General features: G+C 64.4%; 30 protein-coding genes. 7 read left to right on the forward strand and 23 right to left on the reverse strand.

All coding sequences use genetic code 11. The annotated features are described in order from the left end of the window. Positions 1 to 96: 96 nt before the first annotated feature. From msrB to ET21_RS0106740, 5 genes are all read right to left on the reverse strand, one after another. Positions 97 to 501 carry a peptide-methionine (R)-S-oxide reductase MsrB gene (gene msrB / locus ET21_RS0106720; protein ID WP_021238551.1) on the reverse strand — a complete coding sequence of 135 codons (405 nt, stop codon included), beginning with the start codon at positions 499 to 501 and terminating at the stop codon, positions 97 to 99. A gap of 77 nt (positions 502 to 578) precedes the next feature. Further along, on the reverse strand, positions 579 to 1604 hold the full coding sequence (gene holA, locus ET21_RS0106725; protein ID WP_030539045.1) for a DNA polymerase III subunit delta: 1026 nt from the start codon (positions 1602 to 1604) through the stop codon (positions 579 to 581). Beyond that, positions 1601 to 2095: an LPS assembly lipoprotein LptE gene (lptE, locus tag ET21_RS0106730; RefSeq protein WP_030539046.1), complete on the reverse strand. Its 495-nt coding sequence runs from the start codon at positions 2093 to 2095 to the stop codon at positions 1601 to 1603. Before lptE ends, holA begins: the two co-directional genes overlap by 4 nt. 54 nt (positions 2096 to 2149) lie before the next feature. Next, positions 2150 to 4681 (reverse strand): leucine--tRNA ligase, encoded by a 2532-nt coding sequence (gene leuS, locus ET21_RS0106735; RefSeq protein ID WP_030539047.1) that lies wholly within the window; start codon positions 4679 to 4681, stop codon positions 2150 to 2152. An 84-nt stretch (positions 4682 to 4765) separates the two neighbouring features. Next, positions 4766 to 5215, reverse strand: coding sequence for a DUF3576 domain-containing protein (locus ET21_RS0106740; protein WP_021238555.1), 450 nt, complete (start codon positions 5213 to 5215; stop codon positions 4766 to 4768). 222 nt (positions 5216 to 5437) lie between these two features. On the opposite strand from ET21_RS0106740, the gene ET21_RS0106745 reads away from it, so the two are divergent. Next, positions 5438 to 6166 carry a hypothetical protein gene (locus tag ET21_RS0106745; RefSeq protein WP_021238556.1) on the forward strand — a complete coding sequence of 243 codons (729 nt, stop codon included), beginning with the start codon at positions 5438 to 5440 and terminating at the stop codon, positions 6164 to 6166. Positions 6167 to 6373: 207 nt separating this feature from the next. On the opposite strand, the gene ET21_RS0106750 is transcribed toward ET21_RS0106745, so the two are convergent. Beyond that, on the reverse strand, positions 6374 to 6931 hold the full coding sequence (locus ET21_RS0106750) for a thiamine phosphate synthase (protein ID WP_030539048.1): 558 nt from the start codon (positions 6929 to 6931) through the stop codon (positions 6374 to 6376). A 23-nt stretch (positions 6932 to 6954) separates the two neighbouring features. Between ET21_RS0106750 and ET21_RS0106755 the strand changes: the two genes are divergently transcribed. Continuing rightward, on the forward strand, positions 6955 to 7689 hold the full coding sequence (locus ET21_RS0106755; RefSeq protein ID WP_030539049.1) for a YggS family pyridoxal phosphate-dependent enzyme: 735 nt from the start codon (positions 6955 to 6957) through the stop codon (positions 7687 to 7689). On the opposite strand, the gene ET21_RS0106760 is transcribed toward ET21_RS0106755, so the two are convergent. Continuing rightward, positions 7667 to 10432 (reverse strand): TonB-dependent receptor, encoded by a 2766-nt coding sequence (locus tag ET21_RS0106760; protein WP_030539050.1) that lies wholly within the window; start codon positions 10430 to 10432, stop codon positions 7667 to 7669. The two genes, ET21_RS0106755 and ET21_RS0106760, sit on opposite strands and share 23 nt — an antisense overlap. 193 nt (positions 10433 to 10625) lie before the next feature. Next, positions 10626 to 11285, reverse strand: coding sequence for a ligase-associated DNA damage response endonuclease PdeM (gene pdeM / locus ET21_RS0106765; RefSeq protein WP_021238560.1), 660 nt, complete (start codon positions 11283 to 11285; stop codon positions 10626 to 10628). Positions 11286 to 11349: 64 nt separating this feature from the next. On the opposite strand from pdeM, the gene ET21_RS0106770 reads away from it, so the two are divergent. Next, on the forward strand, positions 11350 to 12165 hold the full coding sequence (locus ET21_RS0106770) for a rhodanese-related sulfurtransferase (protein ID WP_051768031.1): 816 nt from the start codon (positions 11350 to 11352) through the stop codon (positions 12163 to 12165). On the opposite strand, the gene ET21_RS0106775 is transcribed toward ET21_RS0106770, so the two are convergent. From ET21_RS0106775 to ET21_RS0106785, 3 genes are read right to left on the reverse strand one after another with little or no spacing between them, the layout of a single operon-like run. Beyond that, the gene (locus tag ET21_RS0106775; RefSeq protein WP_030539052.1) at positions 12162 to 12872 is read right to left on the reverse strand and encodes a M48 family metallopeptidase; all 711 of its coding nucleotides are present in this window, start codon (positions 12870 to 12872) and stop codon (positions 12162 to 12164) included. The two genes, ET21_RS0106770 and ET21_RS0106775, sit on opposite strands and share 4 nt — an antisense overlap. Beyond that, positions 12853 to 13278: a YcgN family cysteine cluster protein gene (locus ET21_RS0106780; protein ID WP_021238563.1), complete on the reverse strand. Its 426-nt coding sequence runs from the start codon at positions 13276 to 13278 to the stop codon at positions 12853 to 12855. Before ET21_RS0106780 ends, ET21_RS0106775 begins: the two co-directional genes overlap by 20 nt. 3 nt (positions 13279 to 13281) lie before the next feature. Next, on the reverse strand, positions 13282 to 13935 hold the full coding sequence (locus ET21_RS0106785) for an SCO family protein (protein WP_021238564.1): 654 nt from the start codon (positions 13933 to 13935) through the stop codon (positions 13282 to 13284). A gap of 71 nt (positions 13936 to 14006) precedes the next feature. Between ET21_RS0106785 and ET21_RS0106790 the strand changes: the two genes are divergently transcribed. Next, a complete protein-coding gene (locus ET21_RS0106790; RefSeq protein WP_021238565.1) occupies positions 14007 to 14606 on the forward strand; it encodes an ankyrin repeat domain-containing protein in 600 nt (199 codons plus the stop codon). Between the two features lie 87 nt (positions 14607 to 14693). Then, positions 14694 to 14930, forward strand: coding sequence for a hypothetical protein (locus tag ET21_RS0106795; protein ID WP_030539054.1), 237 nt, complete (start codon positions 14694 to 14696; stop codon positions 14928 to 14930). 10 nt (positions 14931 to 14940) lie between these two features. On the opposite strand, the gene ET21_RS0106800 is transcribed toward ET21_RS0106795, so the two are convergent. The 11 genes from ET21_RS0106800 to ET21_RS0106850 form a co-directional block, all read right to left on the reverse strand. Beyond that, positions 14941 to 15444 carry an MmcB family DNA repair protein gene (locus ET21_RS0106800; RefSeq protein WP_030539055.1) on the reverse strand — a complete coding sequence of 168 codons (504 nt, stop codon included), beginning with the start codon at positions 15442 to 15444 and terminating at the stop codon, positions 14941 to 14943. A 91-nt stretch (positions 15445 to 15535) separates the two neighbouring features. Next, positions 15536 to 16177 (reverse strand): cell wall hydrolase, encoded by a 642-nt coding sequence (locus ET21_RS0106805; protein ID WP_030539056.1) that lies wholly within the window; start codon positions 16175 to 16177, stop codon positions 15536 to 15538. Positions 16178 to 16355: 178 nt separating this feature from the next. Further along, a complete protein-coding gene (locus ET21_RS0106810; protein ID WP_030539057.1) occupies positions 16356 to 16694 on the reverse strand; it encodes a DUF1491 family protein in 339 nt (112 codons plus the stop codon). Further along, positions 16684 to 17154 (reverse strand): PaaI family thioesterase, encoded by a 471-nt coding sequence (locus tag ET21_RS0106815; protein ID WP_021238570.1) that lies wholly within the window; start codon positions 17152 to 17154, stop codon positions 16684 to 16686. The genes ET21_RS0106810 and ET21_RS0106815 overlap by 11 nt, the downstream gene beginning before the upstream one ends. Next, on the reverse strand, positions 17141 to 17608 hold the full coding sequence (locus ET21_RS0106820; RefSeq protein WP_021238571.1) for a PTS sugar transporter subunit IIA: 468 nt from the start codon (positions 17606 to 17608) through the stop codon (positions 17141 to 17143). The genes ET21_RS0106815 and ET21_RS0106820 overlap by 14 nt, the downstream gene beginning before the upstream one ends. Before the next feature lie 127 nt (positions 17609 to 17735). Then, positions 17736 to 18329, reverse strand: coding sequence for a ribosome-associated translation inhibitor RaiA (gene raiA / locus ET21_RS0106825; RefSeq protein ID WP_021238572.1), 594 nt, complete (start codon positions 18327 to 18329; stop codon positions 17736 to 17738). A gap of 81 nt (positions 18330 to 18410) precedes the next feature. After that, a complete protein-coding gene (gene dnaQ / locus ET21_RS0106830; RefSeq protein WP_030539058.1) occupies positions 18411 to 19103 on the reverse strand; it encodes a DNA polymerase III subunit epsilon in 693 nt (230 codons plus the stop codon). 33 nt (positions 19104 to 19136) lie between these two features. Then, positions 19137 to 19730 carry a dephospho-CoA kinase gene (gene coaE / locus ET21_RS0106835; protein ID WP_030539059.1) on the reverse strand — a complete coding sequence of 198 codons (594 nt, stop codon included), beginning with the start codon at positions 19728 to 19730 and terminating at the stop codon, positions 19137 to 19139. A 3-nt stretch (positions 19731 to 19733) separates the two neighbouring features. Next, complete coding sequence (gene aroE, locus ET21_RS0106840; protein WP_030539060.1) at positions 19734 to 20555, reverse strand: shikimate dehydrogenase; 822 nt, start codon at positions 20553 to 20555, stop codon at positions 19734 to 19736. Beyond that, positions 20552 to 21145: a nucleoside triphosphate pyrophosphatase gene (locus tag ET21_RS0106845; RefSeq protein WP_021238576.1), complete on the reverse strand. Its 594-nt coding sequence runs from the start codon at positions 21143 to 21145 to the stop codon at positions 20552 to 20554. Before ET21_RS0106845 ends, aroE begins: the two co-directional genes overlap by 4 nt. Then, positions 21142 to 21969: a pyruvate, water dikinase regulatory protein gene (locus ET21_RS0106850; protein WP_021238577.1), complete on the reverse strand. Its 828-nt coding sequence runs from the start codon at positions 21967 to 21969 to the stop codon at positions 21142 to 21144. The genes ET21_RS0106845 and ET21_RS0106850 overlap by 4 nt, the downstream gene beginning before the upstream one ends. Positions 21970 to 22255: 286 nt before the next feature. Between ET21_RS0106850 and hemE the strand changes: the two genes are divergently transcribed. After that, complete coding sequence (gene hemE, locus ET21_RS0106855) at positions 22256 to 23317, forward strand: uroporphyrinogen decarboxylase (RefSeq protein WP_030539061.1); 1062 nt, start codon at positions 22256 to 22258, stop codon at positions 23315 to 23317. Next, the gene (locus tag ET21_RS0106860; protein WP_030539062.1) at positions 23317 to 23757 is read left to right on the forward strand and encodes a CopD family protein; all 441 of its coding nucleotides are present in this window, start codon (positions 23317 to 23319) and stop codon (positions 23755 to 23757) included. Before hemE ends, ET21_RS0106860 begins: the two co-directional genes overlap by 1 nt. Positions 23758 to 23772: 15 nt before the next feature. Here ET21_RS0106860 and panC read toward each other — a convergent pair whose 3' ends face one another. Further along, complete coding sequence (panC, locus tag ET21_RS0106865; protein WP_030539063.1) at positions 23773 to 24621, reverse strand: pantoate--beta-alanine ligase; 849 nt, start codon at positions 24619 to 24621, stop codon at positions 23773 to 23775. Positions 24622 to 24656 lie beyond the last annotated feature (35 nt).

Consider the following 24656-nt stretch of genomic DNA (forward strand, 5'->3'; position numbering starts at 1 on the left):
ACCCGCTCAGTCGGAAGGCGGCCAGCGATCATCAGGCGCGGCCGCATGGAAAGCCTTGGTTCTCAAGAAGACTGACGCTTTACCGGGGATGAACGATTATTCAACCTCGCCGCGCGGCTTGAAATCGAGCGACGCGCTGTTCATGCAATAGCGCAGGCCGTTGACGCCCGGCCCATCGGGAAAGACATGGCCCAGATGCCCATCGCACTTGGCGCAGCGCACTTCGGTGCGGATCATGCCATGGCTGCTGTCGCGCACTTCCTCCACCGCGTCGATATCGACCGGGGCGGTGAAGCTGGGCCAGCCCGAACCGCTGTCATATTTCTCGTCCGCGTCGAACAGTTCAGCGCCGCAGCCAGCGCAATAATAGACGCCATCGGCCTTGTTGCTGTTATATTTGCCGGTGAAGGCCCGTTCCGTCCCCGCTTCGCGCAGGATATGATATTGTTCGGGGGAAAGGCGCTCGCGCCATTCGGCTTCGCTGAGGTTGAGCTTGTCCATGGCGGGAATATGGCGGTGCGCCCGCCGCCAATCAAGCGCTTAGGACGGGAAGGAAATGCGGCCGCGCCAGGCCGCCCCTACCGCTCCCGCGCCGCTTGCCGGGCGATTGCCAGCAACTCATGGCGAACCAGCAGATCGCCGATACCCCTGCCCGACCGGCTCGCCCGCTCCGCCTGCGCCAGGCGGTGGATCACGCGCGCAATCCCCTGGGCGTTCCAGAGGCGGACCTGGCGCGTGACCACGGGCTTGTCCTTCCAGAAGACCTGCTTTCCCGCCCCTTCCACCGCGGCTTCCAGACGGCCGCTGTCATCGAACGACATCCTTATGCCGGCGATCAGCATCGCCCGCGTCAGCAGCGGCCGCAGCACCGCCGCCATGGCAGTGCCGGTTTCTGTCAGGCGGCCAAGTTCCCGGTGCATAGCCCGCAGGTCGCCGCCAAGCACGGCATTGACCAGCGGAGCGGCATCCGAATCGGGATTGTCGGCCGATAGCGCATCCAGCGCCTCCGCCGTCGCCTCGCGCGGATGTTCAGGCGCCGCGTCCAGATAGAGGATCAGCTTTTCGATCTCGCCCGCCATCAGCGCGCGGTCGCCACTGGCCAGATCGACGATGCGCCTCGCCAGGTCGGGGGCCAGGCGCAGCCCGCCTTCGCGCGCCATGGCGGCGGCGATCTGTTCCGCCTCCCGCGCGTCGGGCTGATAGGATGCGAAGGCCATCGCCATGGGGCTGTCGGTGGCCAGCTTCAGCAGCTTCGACGTCCCCTTGAGCGCGCCTGCGATGGCGATGACGGGGTTCCCCGCCGCCTCCGCCTGGAGCAGCGCGGTTACGGCGGGCAGCGATTCATCGCCCATCCCGTTGACGCGAATCCAGCGGCGATCGCCGAACATGGAAAAGGAAGCGGCCTCGTCCGTCAGCCGGGCGGGGTCGTCCCGCAGCGTTTGACCGTCCAGGTCCACCCGTTCCGCCTGATCCCCCATCGCCCGCTCCAGCCGCTTGCCAAGCGCGGCGCTGCCCGCTTCGTCGGGCCCGTGCAGCAGGAAAAGGCGTATGTCGGCGGGCGGCGCATCCAGCGCCTTTTCAATCTGGCCGCGATTGGCCTTCAACGCTGCTTTTCCCGCGCGGCGAACAGGGCGATCCGGGTCACGATCTGGTCGGCGACCGTCTGCGACAACCGTTCCAGCGCCGCGTCCTCCGCCGCGATCGTCGCATATTCGCTGGACGTGACGTCGATGCCCGCGTCCGATCCCGCCGTGTCGTCGATGACCTGCGTGCCAGTCGCCATGTCGATCAGCTGATAGCGCGCGCGCAGCGTCCGGCGTTCCCGCGTAATGGCGGTGTCGGCGCGCAGGCCAAAGCCGCTGATCTGGTCATCCAGCTTCACCACGAGCTTGTAGGCCGGGCCGCCCCCACCCATGGTCGAAAGCCGGTCATTGAGCGCGTTGCGGACCAGCCAGCCGCCCTTCCCCTCGATGGGCTGCACTTCGACATTGCCCAGCGCCTGCGCGACCGCGCCATGGCTGCCGCCGCTATAGACAGGGCGAAGGCCGCATGCGGAAAGGGAGGCGAGAAGGAGGATGGGGACAACGCGTTTCATCAACCAACCTTTATCCGTTCGGGCCGATCTTGTCGAAGGGCGAACGGCCGTTGCTTAAATTACCAGATTCACCAGACGGTCCGGCACCACGATCACCTTCCTGGGCGTGGCCCCATCCAGGATGCGCGCCACATTGGGCGCGGCAAGGGCAAGCCTTTCAAGCTCCTCCTTGCTCGTGCCCTTCGGCACCGTGATGGTGTCACGCAGCTTGCCCATCACCTGGCAGGCGACAGTCACCTCATCCTCTACCAGCAGCGCCGGATCGACCTGCGGCCATGCGGCGTCGGCGATCAGCCCCTGCTCGCCCATGTCGGCCCAGGCTTCCTCGGCCAGATGCGGCGTCATCGGCGCGACCAGCAGCGCCAGCGTACGGATGGCCGCGCTGCGGCTGGCCGAAGGCTTGGCCTTTTCCACCGCGTTGGTGAGTTCGTAGATCTTCGCCACCGCCTTGTTGAAGGACAATGCCTCGATATCCTTCGCCACGCCGTCGATGGTCTGGTGCAGCTTGCGGTCCAGCGCCCGATCCTGGCCGGAAGCTTCTTGCCCCTCGGCCGCCTTGCCCGCCTCGCCGAACAGTCTCCACAGGCGATTGATGAAGCGCCAGCTTCCCTCGATGCCGCTCTCCGTCCAGGGCAGGTCGCGTTCGGGCGGGCTGTCGGACAGCATGAACCATCGCACCGCGTCCGCGCCATATTGGGCGATGATGTCATCGGGATCGACGACATTCTTCTTGGACTTGGACATTTTCTCGACGCGGCCGACAGTCACCGGCGCGCCGCTGTCGATCATCACCACCTTGTCGCCCTGCCGCTCCACATCCTGCGGAGCGAGCCATGCGCCCTCCGGCGACTTGTAGGTCTCGTGCGTCACCATGCCCTGCGTGAACAGGCCGGTGAAGGGCTCGGCAAAGCCGATCTGCCCCATATGCTGGAGCGCGCGGGTCCAGAAACGCGCATAGAGCAGGTGCAGGATCGCATGTTCCACGCCGCCGATATATTGCCCCACCGGCAGCCACTTCTCGACCGTCTCCCGGTCGAACGGCTTGTCCTCGGGCTGGCTGGCGAAGCGGATGAAGTACCAGCTGGAATCGGCGAAGGTGTCCAGCGTATCCGTCTCGCGCCGCGCCGCCTTGCCGCATTTCGGGCAATCGACATGCTTCCAGCTCGGATGCCGGTCGAGCGGATTGCCGGGAACGTCGAAGCTGACATCCTCCGGCAGCAGCACGGGCAACTGGTCCTTGGGCACGCCCACCGGGCCGCAATCCTCGCAATGGATGACCGGGATCGGCGTTCCCCAATAGCGCTGGCGCGACACGCCCCAATCGCGCAGGCGGAACACGGTGGTGCCGGTGCCCCAGCCTTCCGCCTCCGCGCGGCGGATCACTTCGGCCTTGGCATCCTCGACGCTCATGCCGTTGAGGAAATCGGAGTTCACCAGGCGGCCGGGGCCGGTATAGGCCTCGTCGCCGATACCCTTCTCCTCATCGCCCTCGGCCGCGACGACGCGCTCCACCGGCAGCATATATTTGCGCGCGAAATCCAGGTCCCGCTGGTCATGCCCCGGCACCGCCATGACCGCACCGGTGCCATAGTCCATCAGCACGAAATTGGCGACGAACAGGGGCAGCTTGCGGCCTGTGAAGGGGTGGATCACCGAAAGGCCGGTGTCATAGCCCTTCTTCTCCTGCGTCTCGATCTCCGCCGCGGCGGTGCCGCTATGACGGCATTCCTCGGCGAAGGCGGCAAGGCCAGCGTCCCTGGATTCCAACGCCAAGGCCAGCGGATGGTCCGCCGCGATCGCGGAAAAGCTCGCGCCGAAAATCGTGTCGGGGCGGGTCGAGAAGACCTCGACCTCGCTGATGCCGTCCACCGGCGTGTCGAGCTTGAAGCGGAATTGCAGGCCGACCGATTTGCCGATCCAGTTCTCCTGCATCAGCCGCACCTTTTCGGGCCACTGGTCCAGCGTCTTGAGGCCCTTGAGCAGATCGTCGGCGAACTGGGTGATCTTCAGGAACCATTGGGAAAGCTTGCGCTTCTCGACCGGCGCGCCCGACCGCCAGCCCTTGCCGTCGATCACCTGCTCATTGGCGAGCACGGTCATGTCGACCGGGTCCCAATTAACCGCCGATTCCTTGCGATAGACCAGCCCCGCTTCCATCATGTCCAGGAACAGCGCCTGTTCCTGCCCATAATAGTCCGGCTCGCAGGTCGCGAGTTCGCGGCTCCAGTCCAGCGCGAAGCCCAGCTTTTTCAGTTGCGCCCGCATCGTCGCGATGTTGGAACGCGTCCAGTCGCCCGGATGCACCTTCTTTTCCATCGCGGCATTTTCGGCGGGCATGCCGAATGCGTCCCAGCCCATAGGATGCAGCACTTCATGGCCCGTCATGCGGCGGAACCGCGCCAGCACGTCGCCCATGGAATAGTTGCGCACATGGCCGATATGGATGCGCCCGGAAGGATAGGGGAACATCTCCAGCACGTAGGAACGCGGCTTGTCGCTACTGTCCGACGCCTTGAACGTCTGCTTCTCGTCCCAGACGGCCTGCCAGCGGGCGTCGGCCTCAAGCGGATTGAAGCGCCTTTGCATCTATTTCAGTCCTTAAAATGCATGCGGGCCGAGCTTTTCCAAGCCCAGCCCAGTTATTCAGGAAAAGCGGATGAAAGGAAGGGCTTATCCCGTGATCGCCATGCGGCGCAGGTCGCGCGCCTTGGTCAGGATGATCTCTTCCAGCTTCTGCACGGTGGCCGCCTGCACCGGCGCATCGATCCATTGCCCGCCCTGATTCACCTGACGGCTGGCCGCGACGCGCAGCGCATCGGCGCGCAGGTCCTGGTCCAGGATCGACACGGTGAGTTTCATCCGTTCGTTCGGGCTGTTCGGATTGGCGTACCAGTCGGTGACGATGACCCCGCCGTTCGAATCCGTCTGCACCAGCGGCATGAAGGAAATCGTGTCCAGCGTCGCCCGCCACAAATAGCTGTTAACCCCGATCGTCGTGATCTTGGACGCGGCGAGGTCGGCCTTGGGCCGCTCCTTCGATCCGCCGCCACAGGCGGCGAGCGGCAGAAGCGCGGCCAGCAGCAGACCGGCGGAAACAGGAGCGGGAAGGCGGCGGACCATCAGGTATGTCCCATATTGAAGGAAAACGCCCCGCTTCTATAGAGGACCGGTTGCAATGGGCAAGAGGGACGCCATCTACCGGCGCGGGAGCAGCGGCCGCCCTGTGCGCGGCGGCCTGTGTGTTCCGTGCAACAGATTGTATAAAAAGGACGCCCGCACTACCCATGGCGGCGTTTCGCTTGTAGAAGAACAGAAAAGGTCGGTGGGGAAGAGATTCGCGTCATGCGTGTGAATAGGGGATATTTGGCATTGGCAGGCTCGGCGGTCGCCGTGGCCGGCTTCATGCTGTCTCCTGCTCTCGGCGCTGCGACCGATCTTGTCCGCCTGCGGGCCGATGTTCCCGTGTCGCTTGGCGCGCTGGGCAGTATTTCCTCCTTCACCCCGACCACCAAGGACCCGCGTCTGGCTGCCGCCTATGCGCGGATCGCCGCTTCGGCGGGACGGCAGAATTTCCGCTTCACCCCCACCAGTGGTTCGCTCAGCGGCCAGCGGTCCGTCACGGTGATGGTGCGCGCGGGCAATGACGATCGCGTCGCCATCAGCCGCACGCTCGACCCGGTGAACATCGCTCCGGTGGCGTTCAGCCTCAACAGCGCGCATAACTGGCGCAAGTTCGCCTTGCCTGAAACCATGGGCCGGAAGGAACTGGACCCCGTTTCGCTGGATCAGATGGCGGGCGCCAAGAATTTCTCGCTGGATCAGGATCGCAAGACCCGGTTCAGCACCAAGGTCATGATCGAAAATCGCCGTGAACCCGGTCAGGCGGTCCGCAATCCGGGCGCGGACAAGGATTATTCGCTTGATCTGGCCAGTTCCTACTCGCTGACCCGCAACCTGAACGTCACCGCCGGGCTGCGCTATAATAACAGCGTGATCGGACGCCTGACGCCGATGACCGATGACCGGCAGGACGATCAGGCGGTCTATCTGGGAACGGTCTTCAAATTCTGACCGGCTGATACTGGTGGAAGCGGCGCTTCCTGCTTCCCGTATCTGCGCTTGTGAAATTCCTGTGGTCAGCCTCACCTCTCACCCGTTCGGGCTGAGCGAAGTCGAAGCCCCCGGCTGAGCGGAGCGAAGCAGCCCCCGCTACGCACGGCAAACCTTCGACTTCACTGAGGACAAACGGCAATACCAAAAAGCCGTGGCCTACTATTTTCAACCACTTACCAGCCCATCAATAGCGGCCCATCCCGAAGCGCCCAGCGCCTTCACCATCCGGCGATGATCCGCTTTCACACCCCCCAACGCAATCACCGGCATCGATGCCGCCCGTGCCAGCGCAGCAAAGCGCACGGGGCCGAGCGTCCTTACGCCAGGATGTGACCGGGTAGCGAACAGAGGCGACAGGAACAGCAGATCGGCCCGCAATCGCTGCGCCCGCTCCACCTCCAGCCGGTCATGGGCGGCCATGCTGTGCAGCAGCAGCCTTTTCCCCCCGCCCTGCACCGGCCCATGCCACCCATCCGCTTTCCAGGCGGCCGCCAGCCTTTCCGTCCCCGCAACGAAAACCAGCAGGCGGCGGCTACGAGCAATCGCCGCCACCTGATCGAAAAGCGAGCGGCGCTGCGCGGATGGCGTGCGGTAATGACGGAAGATCACGCCAGCCCGCCCCTTGGGCAACAGCGCCACCGCATGCAGGAGCGCATCCACTGGAATCCGCTCATCGGTCATCAGCCAGACCGGCGGCAGATTTTTGCGGTGGCGGCGCGTCATCCCTCTCGCCTATAGCAGCCCCCATGACGACCGAAAGCATCGAAGCGGCTGACAGGCTGAATGCCGTGCACGAAGCCATGCAGCGCGCCGCCCGCCTGACAGGCCGCACCGCTGACGACATCAACCTGATCGCAGTGTCGAAAACGCAGGATGCCGCCGCGATCCGCCCCCTGATCGCGGCGGGCCAGCGCAGCTTCGGCGAGAACCGCGTGCAGGAAGCGCAAGGCAAATGGCCGCAGTTGCAGGAAGAAACGCCGGGCATTACCCTGCACCTTGCCGGACAGCTTCAATCCAACAAGGCGGCCGATGCGGTGGCGCTGTTCGACGTCATCCATTCGCTCGATCGTCCCTCCCTGCTCACCGCCCTTGCGCGGGCGATGGATGCGGCGGACAAACGCGTCCCCTGCTTCATCCAGGTCAATATCGGCGCTGAAGTGCAAAAAGGCGGCTGTCCGATCGCGGATACCCCTGCCCTGATCCGCAGCGCGCGCGATGCGGGCATTCCGCTGCTTGGCCTGATGTGCGTGCCGCCAGCCGATGTCGAACCCGCTCCCTATTTCGCCTTGCTGGCCAAGATGGCGCGGGAAGAAGGGCTGGACCGCCTGTCCATGGGCATGTCCGGCGATTTCGAAACCGCCATCATGCTGGGCGCGACCGACATCCGCGTCGGCACGGCGCTGTTCGGGGAAAGGCCCTCTGCCGCCCGCCCGATCCCGGCAAGCGGCAGGGGAATGATCAGAAACTCCCGCGCAACGTGATGCCGTAGGTCCTTGGCTCGGCAAGATAGGCGGAAATGAGCTGGTTCGCCATCGGCGCGCCACGGCCAAACTGACCGATTGTCGAAGTGCCGGGGCTGCTCGACTGGAGCGGGCTGCTGAACGCGACCTGGGTGTAATCCTGGTTGAAGATATTCTGCCCCCAAAATTCCACCGCCCATCGCTGTTCAGGTCCCCTGATGCCGACGCGGGCGTTGAACACGGCGTAACCGTCCTGCCGCTTTTCGGGGAACAGGTCCGACCCCGTATTGAAGTCGCTGCTCATGCGTCCGTCGACGTAGAAGAGGGCGGACAGACCGCTAGATCCGAGTTCGGGAGTCCAGGACGCGCTGACGGTCGTCACCAGCTCCGGCGCCTGCGAGTTGATCGATCCGGGCAGCAGGAACAGCGCAGGATCGAGTGGCACGCTGCCATCGGCGCTTCCGACCAGCCGGTTGGCGAACTTCGCCCGCGCATAGGTCAGCCCGCCCGCCAGGCGCACATTGCGCACCGGCGATGCGGCCAGTTCCAGCTCGACGCCCTGACTGATCAGGCCCGGCCCCACATCGCCATCGTCGCAGGTCCGCGCGGGCGACAATGTCCCGTCGCAACCATTGATATTCTGCACCACGAAGCTGGTGCCGTTGAAGGTATTCAGCTGGAAATTCTTAAACTCCTGCCGGAACGCGGCGATGTTCACGCTCCATTTCGGCTGCGTATATTTGAGGCCGATCTCGAACGCGTCGACCTTTTCTGCGGCGAAGCGCAGGCTGGTCACATCCGCGTTGCTGCGCGGCGCGAAGACCGCCGGAACCTGGTTCAGGCCGGTCGTGCCCAGCTGGAAGCGGTCAAGATTGTAGCCGCCCGCCTTATATCCGCGCGAATAGCTGCCATAGACCAGCATTTCATCGACCGGCTTCCACGACAGGACCGCCGTTCCCGAAAACTCGCCGTCGCTAATCCGGTCGTTGAGATCGAGCGCATTGAGGCCCGTGGAGCTGTTGCCCAGGCACCCCAGAGTCAGGATGCCGCCCGCCAGTGCCGCGCCATTGGAATTGAGAGGAGCACCGGGTATTTGTCCGGTCGCCAATTCATAAAGATCGTTGGCTGGACCCGGATTGCGCGTCTGCAACGCAGCGCAAGTGCTATTATTATTGTTGAAGTCGGCAGAGAAACGCTTTGTCTCGTGCGTGTAGCGAAGGCCAAGCGTCAGATCGATCCGCTTGGTCACATGAATGATGTTGTGAGTGAAGAGCGCCCAGTTTTCGCTCTTCTGGAAATAACGGGAACTCACATCGCCGACATTGCCGATATTGTAGAGCCGGTCGAGCGACCCATTGATGAGCGGCGCTAGCGGCCCGAAGGAGCCGGTAGCGGCCGCCCGGCCCGTCGGTGTCAGACAACGTTGCTGCGCCGGGTCGATGAACGGCGCCAGCGGACTCGGGCTTGCACCTGCGCCCAGCAGAAGCCTGCAAGTTGCGAACGCTCCATAATCCGCGCCGAAGACGATATTGTCCTCCAGCGTCAGCTTCTCATGCGCATAATAGCCCCCGATCAGCCAGTCGAGCACGTCATTGAAGGCGGAACCCTGCGCGCGCAATTCCTGGGTGAAGGTTCGGAACTGGCGATAGGTGTTGGGATCGCGATAGAGCAGGTCCGCGCCGCTATAATCATAATCGCCATAATCCTGGCTCTTATAATCGCGATAGGCGGTGATGCTGGTCAGCTTCACGCCGCCCAGATCATAGTTAACCTCGCCCGACAGGCCCCAATCCTTGACCTTGCTGACATAGTTGCGGCCTTCGGTGATCGTCAGCTCACGGTCATAGGGATCGGACGGGAAGACGCTGCCCTGCCCCGCCAATATGGCCGCGATGCGGTTGAAGGGCGCTGTTTCATAGCCGCCGCCGGGCAACGGCCGCCGCTCGCGCGTTTCGATATAGGCCGCGCCGCAACAGCTTTCGTCGCGATGCGTGTAATCGCCGATAAGGCGGATGGAGAGCGCGTCCGTCGGTTCGAACAGCGCCTGTCCGCGCAGGAAATAGCGGTCGCGGTCGTTCGTCTCGCCGACCTTGTCGCCGCTGGCGTCGACCAGATCGAAAAAGCCGTCGCGCTTCGACCAGACGCCGTCCAGGCTCAGCGCCAGGCTGTCGGTCACCGGCCCCGTCACCCGCCCGGACAAGCGCCAATAATCATAATTGCCGTATGTGACTTCCGCCTTGGCACCGAACTTGAACTCGGGCGCGCGGCTGATGACGTTGATCAGGCCCGCCGACGCATTGCGGCCGAACAGGGTGCCCTGCGGACCGCGCAGCACCTCGACCCGTTCGATCTCGCCCAATTCGTTGAGGCCAGCGCCCGTGCGAGAGCGATAGACGCCGTCGATGAACACCGCGACCGAGCTTTCCAGGCCGGGATTGTCGCCGACCGTGCCGATGCCGCGCACGCGGGCCGATGCATTGGCTTCCGATCCGGTGGAGGACACCAGCAGGGATGGGGCGAGCTGGTTGAGCGTGCGGATATCGCTCGCCCCGCTATTCTGCATCGCCTGCGCGCTGACGGCCGACACGGCGATCGGCACGTCCGACAGCGGACTGGCCCGCCGGGTCGCGGTGACGATGATGACGGCGCTGTCATCCTCCGCCGCTGCGGGCGCGGCGCTTTCTTCCTGCGCCTGCGCGAATGAAAATGGAGCGGTCAGGGCCGCCAATCCAGCCGAGAGCAGCCAGAGATTCCTATTGTTCATGACGGGGCCCTTTCTCTCCTGAAAAACGCACGGTGTTCCATGTCGTTGACTTTAGGTGCGATTATGCGGCCACAGAGGAGAGAAGGCAAGCGAGCCAAGCTTTTCCGGGTTCCTTCATGCATTTCGCCAACAGGCCGCTGACCCACTGTTGTTAAAGCACAACAGGTTTAGATCAGGTTTCCGTAACGGTCCATCATGCCAGCGGAAAGCGCAACAGGCGGTCGGCCACCGGCACCAGAGCCGTCGCTCCCGGCCCCACGGCACGGCGAATCTCGCCATGGCTGGCGTCAAGGCCGCCGGTCAGCGCCCCCAGAGCTGGCAGGATCAATTTGGACGAGGAACCGACAAAGCAGCGCCGAGACACATGCCGGCCGCGCAGCGACAGCCGCAGCTTGGGGTGGAAATGGCCTGAAATCTCCGGCCGTGCATCATTGGGATCGGCTTCATGCCGCAGCCAGATGCCTTCCATTTCCGCTTCGGCGAGCCGCCGCCCGCCCGGAGCGCCGGTCATTCCCGCATCATGATTGCCGGTGATCCACACCCAGTCCACCCGCTCCATCAGCGCCGCCAGACGCTCCCGCGCCTTCCGGGGGAGCCGGGCCGCGCCATCCGCATCGTGGAAGCTGTCGCCCAAGGACCAGACCGATCGCGCACCCGTCCGATCGACCAGCATGGCGATCAGGTCCAGCGTCGCCTGGCTGTCATGCGGAGGCAGGAACTGGCCGAACCGCCCGAACCAGCTCGCCTTTTCGAAATGCAGGTCAGCGACCAGCAGTGCCGATTTCGCTGGCCAGAACAGCGCGGCCTCAGGCAACGCCAGAAAGTCGTGACCAGCGAACGAAAGGGGAACCATGACCCGCCTATGCCCCCTCCCGCGCCGTCTTTCAAGAGGGCGGCGGAGCGGCTATGGGCGTGGCATGGCCGCTCCCTTCACCATTGCCGCGCTTTATTGTTTCGCCGCCTTCGATGATCCGCATCCTCTGGCGCGGGACCTGCGCGCGCTCTGCGATAGGCTCGATACCTGCGGCACGCTGATCCTCGCGAGGGAAGGGATCAACGGAACGGTCGCGGGAAGCGAAGAGGCGATCGCCGCCCTAGTCCGGCATATCCGCGCGCTTCCGGGCTGCGCGGACATGGACGTCAAATATGCGGCGGCGGACGGCGCGCCCTTCGCGCGCATGAAGGTGAAGGTGAAGCGGGAGATCGTGACTCTGGGCGCGGGCGACCTTGATCCAGCGCGACGGGCGGGGCGGCATCTCGATCCCCGTGAGTGGAACGACCTGATCGCCGATCCCGGCACGATCGTCATCGACACGCGCAACGCCTATGAAGTGTCCGTCGGCAGCTTCGAAGGCGCGATCGATCCCGGAACCCGGTCCTTCCGCGACTTTCCCGCATGGTTCGGCGCCTTTGCCGGAAAGTTGCGCGAAGAAGGCCGCAGCCCGCGTATCGCCATGTTCTGCACCGGCGGCATCCGTTGCGAAAAATCGACGGCGCTCGTCCGCGCGCGCGGCTTCGACGAAGTCTACCACCTGCGCGGCGGCATACTGCGCTATCTGGAGGAGGTGCCGGAGGCGGAAAGCCGCTGGCATGGGGAATGCTATGTCTTTGACGATCGGGTGGCGGTGGGTCACGGCCTCAAGCCCGGCACGCATCGTCTCTGCCGCGCCTGCGGCCTTCCCCATCATGCGGACGAAGATCATGTCTGCCCGGCGACCGCCAGCCGCGCCTAGCCGGTGAAACGGTGCAGCGCCGTCCCATGCGCCCTCAACCAGGCGCGCGCGGGCCGGGGGTCCTCGCCCAATATGCGCTGGTGCGCCGCATGGAATGCCGGGCTGTGATCCATATGCAACAGATGCGCCAGCTCATGGGCCACGGTCGCGCGGCGCACGGCCGGAGGACACAGGATCAACCGCCAGCTATAGCGAATGCCGCCGCCCGACGAGCAGCTGGCCCAGCGGCTGCGCGGATCGCCGATGCCGACCGACGTCACGATCAGGCCATGGTCCTGCGCCATGGCAATCGTCTCAGCCTCCAGCACCGCCCTGGCCCGCGCTTTCAGCCAGCGGAGCACGCGCTGCGGCACCGACTCCGCCGCGCCGCCCAGCATCAGCGAGCCGCCCTCTATCCTGATCGTGCGCGACGTTTCCGCGACCCAGCGAATCTGGACATCCCGCCCTTCCAGCGGAAAGATCGCGCCATCATCCAGGACGAGCACCGGCAGCCGCGAAGCCAGTTGGGTGCGGACCCACCCCTCATGCCCCTGCGCCCAGCCGAGCGCGCGTTTCAGGTCGGCGCGAAGCGGCAGGGACAGGCGCAGCTCTCCGTGCGTCCGGTCCAGTGAGAGGCGATAGGCCCGCGCCCGAGCCGACCGGCGCACGCGCACCGGCACCTTGACGCCATCGACCAGGATCGCGCCGTCAGAGTTCCCGGTCGACAAGATGGTTTTCCCAGTCGCCTGCATCCGCCTCCGCCACCGTCCAGCCGCGCACGGACTGGCCGGCGCGATGCACAGCTTCCCTGTCGCCGCTGATCAGATAATGCCATTCGGGCAGGGGCTGGCCCTCCTCCCGCAGCCGGTAGGCGCAGGTCCTCGGCAGCCAGCTTAACGTCTTGACCTTCTGCGGCGTCAAGCGGACACAGTCGGGGACGAAGCGGCGGCGGTCCTTGTAGCTGGAACACAGCCCGCTGTGGCGGTCGAGCAGCTGGCAGGCGACATTGGTGGGATAGATCCGCCCGCTATCCTCATCCTCGGCCTTGTGCAGACAGCATTTGCCGCAACCATCGCACAGCGCTTCCCATTGCGCGCGGTCGAGCTGGTGGAGAGGCTTTTCCCAGAATTCCAACGGTCACCTGATCCATTTTTCAAGGAAGGCGAACACCTGATCCGGCCCTCCTTCATCCTCGTCCGGCGTGCCGGGGTCGTCCACGGGCACCAGCGCGATGGGCTCACCCCCCGGACCGAATAGATAGGGCGTGCGGCTGTGGCTGACCAGATAGCTGCTCGTCCCCTTCCCTTCTTCCTTGCCGTAGACGACGACGAAATCCTTCGCCACCTTGGCAATGTCTTCCTTGCTGCCGGTAAGGCCGATCAGACGCGGGTGGAAGGCGGCGACATAGGTTTTGAGCACCGCGGGCGTGTCACGCTCTGGATCGAGGCTGATGAGGATAGGCTGCACCTTGGCGGCGCGCGCCGGATCGGCCTTTTCGAACCTGGTGAAGGCCTGCATGATGCGTTGCAGGTCCAGCGGGCAGACGTCGGGGCAATAGGTGTAGCCGAAATAGACCAGCCGGTATTTGCCCTTGAAGTCGTCCCAGCGCACTTTCCCGCCATTCTGGTCGATCAGCGTGAAGGGCGCGCCGATCTTCGCCCCGGCGAGGTCGCCCGGCGCGCTCTGGCTGTTGCTGGAGGCGTCTCCGCCGCCATTGTTGCAGGCGGCCGCAAAGACGCCAAGGGACAGGACGAGCGGGAGAAGCGCTTTGTTCATGGCGCCGCCAGCCATGCCCTGCTATGGCCGCTTTTGCAAACGCAACGGGGCTTTTCAGGACGATGACAGGACGTTTTTCGCTTTCGATGGGTTTGGGCCGGGCCGCTGCTCTGGCGCTGGCCCTGCTTTCGCCAGTCGCGGCCCAGGCGCAGTTTTCCGACAATTATAATTTCCTGAAGGCCGTGAAGGACGCCGATGGCCAGAAGGTGACGGACCTGATCCAGAAGCCCGGCTCGACGGTGATAAACAGCCGCGACGTGACCACTGGCGAAACCGCCCTGCATCTGGTGATCGCGCGGCGCGACGCGACCTGGCTGGGCTTTCTGCTGGGCAAGGGCGCCAATCCCAACATCGCCGACCGGCAGGGCAATACGCCGCTGATGAACGCGGTGCAGGCCCGGTTCGAGGATGGGGTGCGCACATTGCTGGCGCATGGCGCGCAAATCGACAAGACCAATGGCAGCGGGGAAACACCCCTGATCCGCGCAGTGCAATTGCGCGATCTTGGCCTCGTTCGCCTGCTGGTGGCGCAGGGCGCCGACCCGGACCGGCGCGACACTATCGCTGGCATGTCGGCGCTTGATTATGCGAAGCGGGACGGCCGCACCCCAGGGCTGGAAGAAGCGCTAAGCGCCGCCAAGAGCAAGGCCGCGCCCAAGGGCCCGGTGCAGGGCCCGGTCTTCTGAACGCTTCTGCTCCGGCCTTCTTCCCCTTGCGCGCCGGTGCCTGTCTCACCATCTTCAAAGCCTATCCGTTGCAGGATGAGGCAAGCGATGGACGGCAAGCACATCGAAATGGAGAAGGCCTGGGAACAGGCGCTCGGCAACATCTTCACACCCTATACTGGCGCTGATCATGATCCGGTGCGCAAGGCGATCAACGGCTTTGCATCGTCACTGGGATCAAGCAGCTACGAGATACGCAGGCATATGGCGCGCACCGCCGCCCGGCAGGGATCGATGGCGCTGGGCCAGTGCCTTGCCGATGAATATTGGGGCAAGCGCCCTTAGTAAGGCCCGCTCACCAGCCTAGCTCGGCCGCATGATCCGGGTCGGCGATCGCGGTCAGCCGCCGCGCCGCGCGCCGGGCGAAGCGGAGCGTTTCCGCCTTGCGCCGCGCCGCCGCCAGGGGTTCGACCGGGGCAGGGCGCAGCAATTCGGCATCATATTGATCCGCCACGATCAATCCGGTCCGGTCCGGCCACAATGCCTGGCTGTCGAAGGGAGACAGATCAAATCCCGAAGGCACGGCCCAGAAGAACCGGTCGCAATAGTCGAAATATTCCGGCCACTTCATATCGCCCAGCAGATCGGACCGGCTGCATTTGATTTCGACGATGGTGATCCGCCCGGCGCCGTCGATCGCCATGATGTCCGCCCGCCGCCCATTGGGAAGGGGCACTTCCATGATCCCGCTCATGTCGTGACGGAAGAACAGGCGCAGCGTGCCCCGCGCCACGGCAAGCGCCGTGCCGTCCGTCAGGGGCGAGCAGTCCCCGCTGGAAAGAGATGCCAATGCGGTCATGCCGCAGTCATAGAACAGTAAGGGAACAAAAGGAAAGGCCGATTTGGGCTATATCCAAACCGGCCTTCTCTCAGCTCCGTGAAAGGAGCGATCAGCGATAGAAGATATGGTTGTCGATCGCCGCCAGCTGGCGCTTGCCCCAGCCCGGCGAAACCCGGCGCGCGTGGAAGAAGAGAGCGCCTTCCGCCTGGCTGTCCCAGCTGTCTTGCATCGCGATCTGGGCGATGGCCACCGCTTCGCGCCAGCTACGGCTGGCGGTCGGGATGGGGGGCATGCCCCGGCCGCGCACGAAGCTGAACTGACCGGGCTGATAGACGACGCCGCACAGGCTGCTGGCGAAGCGGCCCGACTTCGCGCGATTGATGATGACGCGGGCAACGGCAAGCTGCCCTTCCAGGCTTTCGCCCTTCGATTCGAAATAAACTGCACCGGCGAGGCAACGCATGTCGCCATCGAGCGTTTCTGCATCACCCTGAGCGTCGACCAGAGCGGCGAGATTGTCGGCCTTGACATCGGCGCTGCCGGAAAGGGGGGCCAGCGGCTGCGCGACTTCGCGCGGCGCGGCGAAAACGACGGCGGGCTTCGTGGCCGCCGGCGGAGCTGCATTCAGCTCTGAAAAAGACTGGACCGAAGGAACTGCTTCATTGGCGCTCGACATATCGGCCGCAGTGACCGCCGCGCTGGCGGACAAAGCAAATGCCGCGGCAATCGCGGCCTTCAAACGAAAACTCATCACATCTCAAAATCGTGCGGTTCTTGGCCAGGGACGTCGTATTAACCCTTACTCGCATCGACGTCAGGCCGCCCCCCGTCTGCGTGTTTACCGTGCCCGCCCCCCACGGGCGAAAACGGCAACCTGCGCGTTCAGCGTTGCCGGGGCCAGTGCCCGCCACGGCCAAAAGAGTCAACGATCAGCAGATCGTTTCAGCGGCGAACCGTTCCACATCCGCGATATCGAGTTCGATAACCCACAGATCGGGGTCTGACCGGCGGCGGCGCGCTATATATTGCGACAGCGCCTCAGGTCCCTCTTGTGGATCCGGCCCGCAGCGAGTCAGCCGGTATCCCCCTTCCCAGTCGGGAACCCGCTCGAAAAGCCCTGAATCATGTCCCTTTTCAACGGCCTGGATCAGGATAACGCCGCTGATTTCGTCGCCTTTCACCAGCACGGTGGCAAAGCCTCCGGCAGCGGCGGCGCGGCGCACCAGCACGTTGACCAGTATCGCGCTGGTCAGCCGGTCAGCCTGCATAGCCGGGCAGGGAAGAAAGGGGGAATTGCGACCGCATGAAGGTGCCGGTGCCCCGGCCGACTTCCTCGCCTTCCATGTCGATCAGGCTCGCTTCGGCGACGAAGACTCGCCGCCTGCCGCTGATCCACCGGCCCTCGGCCCGGATTCGGCCAGGCCCGATCGGCCGCGTGAACAGCAGGTTGAACGCGGTGGTCAGCAGGAATCGATCGCTCACCAGACTGTTCGCGGCATAGAAGGCCGCATCGTCCAGCATCTTGAAATAGACCGTCCCATGCACGGCACCAGCAGCGTGGAACTGGCTTTCGTCCACGTCGAATTCGATGACGGAACGGCCCGCTTCGCTGATCGTCAGTTCTGACCGGAACAGCCTGTTGATCGGCGCGGAGCGGTAGAGATTTTCCAGCGCACGGAAATGCGCCGCCTCGCCGCTGGGAGACGCCGCCGCGTCAGGCCGCGTCACGCGCTTCGCCGCCCGCCAGCAGCGCGTGCAGCGCTTCAGGGGATTGAGCCCCGCGCAGCCGGGCGACATTGCCTTCCTCGCGCAGATATCGGGAAACCCGCGCCAGCGTCTTCAAATGCTCGGCGCCACTGTCCACCGGCGACAGCAGGGCAAAGACGATATCCACCGGCGCATCATCCACCGCATCGAAGGGCATGGCGGGGTTGAGCAAAGCAACGACGCCGCGCATCCGGTCGAGGCCGGGAATCTTCGCATGGGGAATGGCGACTCCGCCGCCAAAGCCGGTCGATCCCAGCTTTTCGCGCTCAAGCAGCGCTTCGGCCACAGCCTGGGATTCCAGGCCATAGGCTGATGCCGCGAGTTGCCCGATCTTCTGGAAAAGCGGCCTCTTGCCATTCACCGAAAGGCCTGTGGCGAGCGCATCAAGCGCGACGATATCGGTGAAATGAACCATGACCAACCCGGAACAGCCGAGCCGCACTCCGTTTCTTCAAATTGCGCGACACTCGGGGATATGAAGCCCGGCCCCATAAGCCGCCGGCCAGCGAAGGTCAACCGGCGGCCGGGGGACGGCCTTGACGTCAGGAACGCGGCTCGACCCAGCCGATCGTCCCGTCCTGACGGCGATAGACCATATTATAGGCCGACGTGCCCGCATTCAGGAACAGCAGCGCATTGGTGTTGCGCAGGTCCAGCATCATCACGGCGTCAGACACGCTGGCTTCGGGAATGTCCACGCGGGTCTCCGCCACGATCAGAGGCGCTTCGGCGGGCTCCTCCTCGTCCGACGACCCGGCAAAAATCGTATATCCCGCTCCATCCACGCCATCGAGGTCATAGCCGTTCGCGCGCTGCGCCTCGGCCGCGACGGCCTGCTGGTGCCGGTCCTTCAACCGGCGCATATAGCGCCTGAGCTGCCGTTCGATTCGTTCGGCCGCCTGATCGAAGGCGGGGTGCGCTTCCTGCGCTTCCCCCGATCCTTTCAGGATCAGCCCGGTCATGACATGGCAGACGATGTCGCAATGGAAGGCGCCGTGTGGAGCAGGCCGGAACGTGACCTGCGCGGAAATCGTGCGGGCAAAATATTTCTCGGCCATCGCCTCCAGCCGGGTCCAGACATGCTGCTTGAGCGCATCGCCCGTGTCGACCTGATGTCCGGAAACACGAATATCCATATGCCTTCTCCTTATTCTTGCGGGCCGCTGGACAGCGGCCCGGTGGCCGAAACTCAAAGGTTGGGCTTCACGGCCCCGCCTTCAAGCGTCCTCCAGCCAGAGCGGCTTTTCCAGCGTCGCGACGAACGCTGCATGCCTTTCCAGCTCCACCGCGCTCGCCTGAAAAACGCGCGCGGGACGAACAGGGCGAACCGCGACAATCGCCGCAAGTTCCACCTGAACCGTGTCTTTCTCCTCCTGCTGTGCAAGACCAAGGCCGATCTGACGCCCCCCGGTCAGTTCGATGTAAAGCTGGGCGAGCAGTTCGGCGTCGAGCAGCGCGCCATGCTTGATCCGGTGGCTGCGATCTATGCCATAGCGGCTGCACAAGGCGTCCAGGCTGTGCTTCGCGCCGGGATGAAGCTGCCGCGCTATGGCGACGGTGTCGATCATCCGGTGCATGCCCACTTCGGGCAAGCCGCACAGCCTCAATTCATGATTCAGAAAGCCGAAATCGAACCGGGCATTGTGCGCAACGAGATGACTGTCCTCCAGAAAGTCGAGCAGTTCCTCGACTCCGGCCGAAAAGAGCGGCTTGTCCCTCAGAAAGACGTCCGACAGGCCATGCACCGCCTCGGCCGCCGCGGGCATGGAACGTTGCGGATTATAATAAGCGTGGAAGGTCCGTCCGGTCGGCACGCGGTTGAAAAGTTCGATACAGCCTATTTCCACCAGCCGATCGCCGGACGCCGGGTCAAGGCCGGTCGTTTCGGTATCAAAGATAATCTCGCGCATTGGCCTCTTTAACCGATTCTGGCCGGATCTTCCTTATCGGCCCCTCTTGGCCTCAAGGCAAGCGACCAGGCGCCGCACCTGCGCGCGCGTGGCCGCGAAAGTGGTGCCGGTGTCGATGATATGATCGGCGCGCCGCCGCTTTTCGGCATCGGGCGTCTGCAAATGCAGGATCCGGCGGAATTTCGCAGGGGTCATGCCGGGGCGCGACAGCACGCGCTTACGCTGCTTCCAGGCGGGGGCGGTGACGACGATCACCCCGGCTACCTTGCGATCATGATGCTTCTCGAAGAGGAGGGGGATGTCCAGCACGACGAAGCTGCGCGCCCGGTGCCGCCGCAGAAAGGCCATGCGCCGCTGCTGCACCGCCGGATGAACGATCGCCTCAAGCGCCTTCAGTTCATGCGGATGGCCGAACACGGCCGCGCCCAGCTTCACCCGGTCGACGCCCATGGGACCGGTCGTGCCGGGGAAGCGCGCCTCGATCGCGGGAAGCAAGGCGCCATCTGGTCCTTGCAGCCGATGCACTTCGGCATCCGCGTCGAACACCGGCACGCCTTCCCGCCGCAGCATGCGCGCGACAGCCGACTTGCCCATGCCGATCGATCCGGTCAGCCCATAGATCTTCATGGCTCAGGCGGCGAGGAGCAGGGCGCGCAGCTCATCGTCCCGCTCGCGCGGCGCCTGCGCGTCGAAAAATATGTCGAACGCCAGCGCCGCCTGCCCGATCAGCATCTCCAGACCGTCGAGCAGCTTGAACCCATGCTCCCGCGCGTTTTTCAGCAGCGGCGTCTCCAGTGGCGCATAGACGATGTCATAGACCGTCGCTCCAATGGCCAGGGGCGTCAGGTCGAGTTCCAGCGGCGGCTGTCCGGCCATGCCCAAAGACGTGCTGTTGACCAGCAGGTCAGCGGGCGGAAGCACATCGGCCATGCCGATGACCCGGCCCTTGATTCCCGCACGGTCGAGCAGCGCCTGTCCCTTCGCCGCATCGCGCGCCATGATGGTGATGTCCGGCACGCCAAGGCTGGTGAGCGCGAACAATATGGCGCGCGCGGCCCCGCCAGCCCCCACCAGAACAGCGCTTTCGCCCTTCCACTTGTCGCGCAGCAGCGGCTGGAGGAAACCGCCCGCATCGGTGTTCGTGCCGATCAGCGGCCCGCCGGTCTCGCTGGCGATCGTGTTCATCGCTCCGATCCGCTCGCGAACGCCGCCCGGATCGTCGGTATAATCCATGACGGCGATCTTGTGCGGGATGGTGACATTGCACCCAAGCCAGTCGGGATCGGCCCGCCGCTCCAGAAAATAGGCGGCAAGGCCCTGGCTGGTCACATGCGTCTTGCGATATTCCGCCTCGATGCCCAGGCAGTCGAGCCAGAAATTATGGATGAGCGGCGATTTGCTGTGCGCGATCGGGTCGCCGATCACTTCGGCATAGGGGAGCGTGTCGGTCATGACGGCAGAACGCCCCGTGTGCGCAGAAAGTCAAGCAGCGGCAGCAGCGGCAGGCCCTGGATCGCGAACTGGCTGCCTTCGATCCTGCTGAACAGCTGCGCGCCGGGCCCTTCGATCCGGTAACAGCCCACGCACCAGCGGCACTCATCCCATTCCCGGTCGAGATAGGAGGCGATGAATTCATCGGACAGCGGCCGCACGGTCATGCGCACCCGTTCGACATGCCGCCAGATCGGCTCTCCGTTGAGGACGATGACGGCGGCGCTGTGCAGATGATGCACCTGACCCGACAGCAGCTTCAATATCCGTTCGGCGTCGGCCCGATCGACAGCCTTGTCGATCATGCTTCCGTCCCCCAGGCTCAACGTCTGGTCGCATCCCAGCACCAGCGCCCCGGCGACGCGGCGCGAAACGCGAAGCGCCTTCAACTCCGCCAGTGCATCCGCCAGCGCCCGCGCGTCCAGCCCGTCGGCACGCAGCGCGCCCTTCGCCGCTTCTTCGTCCACGCCGGGCGACAGCGCCTCGAACGGCACCTGCGCCGCTTGCAGCAGGGCCCGGCGGCTCGCGCTTTGGGAAGCCAGCACGATCATATGTCATTTCCTTCCGCCAGCACGCGGTCGTTGAACAGGTTGATGATGGCCGCGGCGGCTTCCTCGATCGACCGGCGGGTCATGTCGATCACCGGCCAGCCATTGTCGGCGAACATGCGGCGGGCAAAGGCCAGCTCCTCCTGCACCTTCTCTATGTCCACATAGCTGGTTTCCGGCGCCTGGTTGAGCGACAGCAGCCGGTTGCGGCGGATCTGCACCAGCCGTTCGGGACTGACGGTAAGGCCGACGACCATGGGATGTTTCAGCGAAAACAGGCTGCGCGGCGGGGGCGATTGCACCACCAGCGGGATATTGGCGGTCTTGTAACCCCTGTTGGCAAGGTAGATGGACGTTGGCGTCTTGGACGCGCGCGACACGCCCGCCAGGACGATGTCGGCCTCCTCCCAATTTTCATGTCCCACGCCGTCATCATGGGCGATGGTGAACTGGATCGCCTCGATCCGTGCGAAATAGGCCTCGTCCAATATATGCTTGCGGCCCGGCCGGTTGCGGGTTTCCTGCCCCAATATGTTGGACAGCGCGTCCGTCACGCTGTCGAGCGCGGCGACATGGGGCAGGCCCAGCGCCCGGCACCGCGTCTCCAGCCGCCGCCGCAACTGGTGATTGGACAGGGTGAAAAGCACCAGGCCCGGATTGGCGGCGATCTCCTCCATGATCCGGTCGAGATGGACATCGGACCGCACCATGGGCCAGAAATGCCGTACCGCCTCCACATTTTCGAACGCGCCGATCGCCGCCTTGGCGATATTTTCCAGCGTTTCGCCGGTGGAGTCCGACAGGAGGTGAAGGTGGATGCGCGACATGGAGCATATCTCTGTGTGGAGGCTGTGGATAAAGCAAGGGATAGGTTGCGGAGCAAATCGCCTCCTTTTCCCTCTCTGCGCTCCGCCTTTTTTTACCCACAGCCCTTCAACAAGCCCGTAATTTCATCCACATGCTGTGAGTAACGGGGACAAGCCCATTGAATCGACCGGGTTGGCCTAGCTCGAAAGAGTCAAGCTGTTGGCAAATCCGGGCGTAGCGCATAAACCCCGCTGCCAAGCGCCCAACTATCTCCATCATCCTTTTAGAATCTAAATAAGAGAGTTTATGACGGGACCAGATGCCGGCCAGTCCGCCGGGCCTTCCAAGCCGCTGCTTTCCGTCCTCAACGGTGAATGCCCCGCCGTGCCGCCCATGTGGCTGATGCGGCAGGCGGGCCGTTACCTGCCCGAATATCGCGCGCTGCGGGCCGAAAAGGGCGGCTTTCTGGAACTGGTCTATGACAGCGCGGCGGCGGCCGAGGTGACCTTGCAGCCGCTGCGCCGCTTCGGCTTTGACGGCGCGATCCTCTTTTCCGACATATTGATCGTTCCCTACGCCATGGGGCAGGACCTCTGGTTCGAAGCGGGGGAGGGACCCCGCCTCGCGCCCACGCTGGACCAGACGGATCTTGCCGCGCTGAAACCCGATTTCAGCCGCTTCGACGCTGTCTATGAAACGGTGCGGCAGGTGAAGGCGGCGCTTGATCCCGCCGTCACCTTCCTTGGCTTTGCGGGCAGCCCCTGGACCATCGCCACCTATATGGTCGCGGGGCAGGGCAGCAAGGATCAGGGCGCGGCGCGGCGGCTCGCCTATAACGGCCCGGAACGCTTCGCCGCCATCATCGACGCCATCGTGGATGCGACCGTCACCTATCTGTCCGGCCAGATCCAGGCGGGGGTCGAAGCGGTGCAGCTGTTCGACAGCTGGGCGGGCAGCCTTGCTCCCTTGCAGTTCGACCGTTGGGTGATCGCACCCAATCGCGCGATCGTGGAACGGTTGAGGCAGCTTCATCCCGGCATTCCGGTGATCGGCTTTCCCAAGGGCGCGGGCGCGAAGCTGGCGGACTATGCGGCGGGGACCGGCGTCGATGCGGTGGGCATCGATGAAACCGTCGATCCGCATTGGGCCAACCGCGTGCTTCCAGCGGGGCTGGCCGTACAGGGTAATCTCGATCCGCTTGCGCTCATCGCGGGCGGACGCGCGGTCGAAGAGGCGGTGGACAATATCCGCGCCGCCTTTGCGGGACGCCCGCACATCTTCAACCTGGGTCATGGAATCCTGCCCGACACGCCGGTTCCGCATGTCGAGGCGTTGATCACCTATCTCCGGCAAGGAAAGGACGGCTGATGCCCTATCTTGGCGCTGCCTATCTGTGGGTGAAGGCCGCCCATGTCATCTTCGTCATCTTCCTGATGGCCGGGCTGTTCATGATGCCGCGCTTCTTCGTCTATCACCATCAATGCCCCGCCGGATCGGACGAAGACCGCAAATGGATCGACAGGGAAAGGCGGCTGCTCAAGATCATCCTCAACCCGTCGCTGATCCTGGTGTGGGTCTTCGGCCTGATGCTGATGGTGGAGATCGGCGCGTGGAACTTCGGCTGGTTCCACCTGAAACTGCTCTTCGTCCTGGGGCTGTCAGCTTATCATGGCTGGATCGCTGGCTATACGAAGAAGCTCGCCAGAGGCCTGCGGCCGATGAGCGAGAAGAAATTGCGGCTGCTCAACGAGATTCCGGGGATCGCCGCGGCGGTGATCGTCGTCGCGGTGATCGTGAAGCCCTTTTGACAGGCAGCGGCGCTATCATTCAGCCGCCGGGTTGACCGGGATATTGTCGATCAGCCGGGTCCGCCCCAGCTTCGCCGCGCCGAGCAGCCGGGCAGGGCGGTCCAGCACGCGCATCGGCTCCAGCGTCGCCGCGTCGCACAGGCTGACATAATCGATGGGGTCGAATCCATGGGCGGCCAGCGTCGCGATCGCCTTGGCCAGCGCCGCTTCCACCGCCATTCCCTTCTCCATCTGCCGCGCCGCTTCTCCCAGCGCGCGGGGAAGGGCGAGCGCCTCGCGCCGTTCCTCTTCGCTGAGATAGGCGTTGCGCGAAGACAGGGCGAGCCCGTCCTCCGCCCGCTGGGTCGGCACGCCGATGATCTCGACCGGCAGGTCAAGGTCCTGCACCATGCGGCGGATGACGGCGAGCTGCTGATAATCCTTCTCGCCGAACAGCGCCACATCGGGCTGGACCTGGTTGAACAGCTTGGTGACGACCGTGGCGACTCCGTCGAAATGACCGGGGCGCGCCGCTCCATCCAGACCCTCGGTCAGGCCCGACAGGCTGATATTGGTCGCATAGCCCGCCGGATACATGACCTCGACGCCGGGCGCCCACAACAGGTCAACCCCTGCGGCCTGGAGCATTTGCGCGTCTTTCGCCTCGCGCCGGGGATAGGAATCCAGATCCTCATTCGCTCCGAACTGGCGCGGATTGACGAAGATCGACACGACGACATGCGCCGCATGCCTGCGCGCTTCCTCGACCAGCGCCATATGGCCCTCGTGGAGCGCCCCCATGGTCGGCACGAGCGCGATCCTTCCATCGCTTTTCATCGGTTTGAGAGCGGATCGCAGGGCGGGAATATCACGGAAGATTTGCACGGGACGAGGGGCTCCGATAAGGCATCAGCCAAGGG

The sequence above is a fragment of the Sphingobium sp. DC-2 genome (assembly GCF_000722555.1).
Lineage (GTDB): Bacteria > Pseudomonadota > Alphaproteobacteria > Sphingomonadales > Sphingomonadaceae > Sphingobium > Sphingobium quisquiliarum.

Bases quoted from the DNA above. Each gene is read 5' to 3' on its own strand.
- ET21_RS0106805 (WP_030539056.1), bottom strand. From the start codon at position 16,177: ATGAGTTTTCGTTTGAAGGCCGCGATTGCCGCGGCATTTGCTTTGTCC.
- ET21_RS0106820 (WP_021238571.1), bottom strand. From the start codon at position 17,608: ATGGTTCATTTCACCGATATCGTCGCGCTTGATGCGCTCGCCACAGGC.
- lptE (WP_030539046.1), bottom strand. From the start codon at position 2,095: ATGAAACGCGTTGTCCCCATCCTCCTTCTCGCCTCCCTTTCCGCATGC.
- ET21_RS0106755 (WP_030539049.1), top strand. From the start codon at position 6,955: ATGACGACCGAAAGCATCGAAGCGGCTGACAGGCTGAATGCCGTGCAC.
- coaE (WP_030539059.1), bottom strand. From the start codon at position 19,730: ATGAAGATCTATGGGCTGACCGGATCGATCGGCATGGGCAAGTCGGCT.
- ET21_RS0106750 (WP_030539048.1), bottom strand. From the start codon at position 6,931: ATGACGCGCCGCCACCGCAAAAATCTGCCGCCGGTCTGGCTGATGACC.
- dnaQ (WP_030539058.1), bottom strand. From the start codon at position 19,103: ATGCGCGAGATTATCTTTGATACCGAAACGACCGGCCTTGACCCGGCG.
- aroE (WP_030539060.1), bottom strand. From the start codon at position 20,555: ATGACCGACACGCTCCCCTATGCCGAAGTGATCGGCGACCCGATCGCG.
- ET21_RS0106850 (WP_021238577.1), bottom strand. From the start codon at position 21,969: ATGTCGCGCATCCACCTTCACCTCCTGTCGGACTCCACCGGCGAAACG.
- ET21_RS0106860 (WP_030539062.1), top strand. From the start codon at position 23,317: ATGCCCTATCTTGGCGCTGCCTATCTGTGGGTGAAGGCCGCCCATGTC.
- ET21_RS0106810 (WP_030539057.1), bottom strand. From the start codon at position 16,694: ATGCAGGCTGACCGGCTGACCAGCGCGATACTGGTCAACGTGCTGGTG.
- ET21_RS0106745 (WP_021238556.1), top strand. From the start codon at position 5,438: ATGCGTGTGAATAGGGGATATTTGGCATTGGCAGGCTCGGCGGTCGCC.
- leuS (WP_030539047.1), bottom strand. From the start codon at position 4,681: ATGCAAAGGCGCTTCAATCCGCTTGAGGCCGACGCCCGCTGGCAGGCC.
- raiA (WP_021238572.1), bottom strand. From the start codon at position 18,329: ATGGATATTCGTGTTTCCGGACATCAGGTCGACACGGGCGATGCGCTC.
- ET21_RS0106740 (WP_021238555.1), bottom strand. From the start codon at position 5,215: ATGGTCCGCCGCCTTCCCGCTCCTGTTTCCGCCGGTCTGCTGCTGGCC.
- ET21_RS0106790 (WP_021238565.1), top strand. From the start codon at position 14,007: ATGGGTTTGGGCCGGGCCGCTGCTCTGGCGCTGGCCCTGCTTTCGCCA.
- pdeM (WP_021238560.1), bottom strand. From the start codon at position 11,285: ATGGTTCCCCTTTCGTTCGCTGGTCACGACTTTCTGGCGTTGCCTGAG.
- ET21_RS0106795 (WP_030539054.1), top strand. From the start codon at position 14,694: ATGGACGGCAAGCACATCGAAATGGAGAAGGCCTGGGAACAGGCGCTC.
- ET21_RS0106760 (WP_030539050.1), bottom strand. From the start codon at position 10,432: ATGAACAATAGGAATCTCTGGCTGCTCTCGGCTGGATTGGCGGCCCTG.
- hemE (WP_030539061.1), top strand. From the start codon at position 22,256: ATGACGGGACCAGATGCCGGCCAGTCCGCCGGGCCTTCCAAGCCGCTG.
- ET21_RS0106800 (WP_030539055.1), bottom strand. From the start codon at position 15,444: ATGACCGCATTGGCATCTCTTTCCAGCGGGGACTGCTCGCCCCTGACG.
- ET21_RS0106770 (WP_051768031.1), top strand. From the start codon at position 11,350: ATGGCCGCTCCCTTCACCATTGCCGCGCTTTATTGTTTCGCCGCCTTC.
- ET21_RS0106845 (WP_021238576.1), bottom strand. From the start codon at position 21,145: ATGATCGTGCTGGCTTCCCAAAGCGCGAGCCGCCGGGCCCTGCTGCAA.
- msrB (WP_021238551.1), bottom strand. From the start codon at position 501: ATGGACAAGCTCAACCTCAGCGAAGCCGAATGGCGCGAGCGCCTTTCC.
- ET21_RS0106785 (WP_021238564.1), bottom strand. From the start codon at position 13,935: ATGGCTGGCGGCGCCATGAACAAAGCGCTTCTCCCGCTCGTCCTGTCC.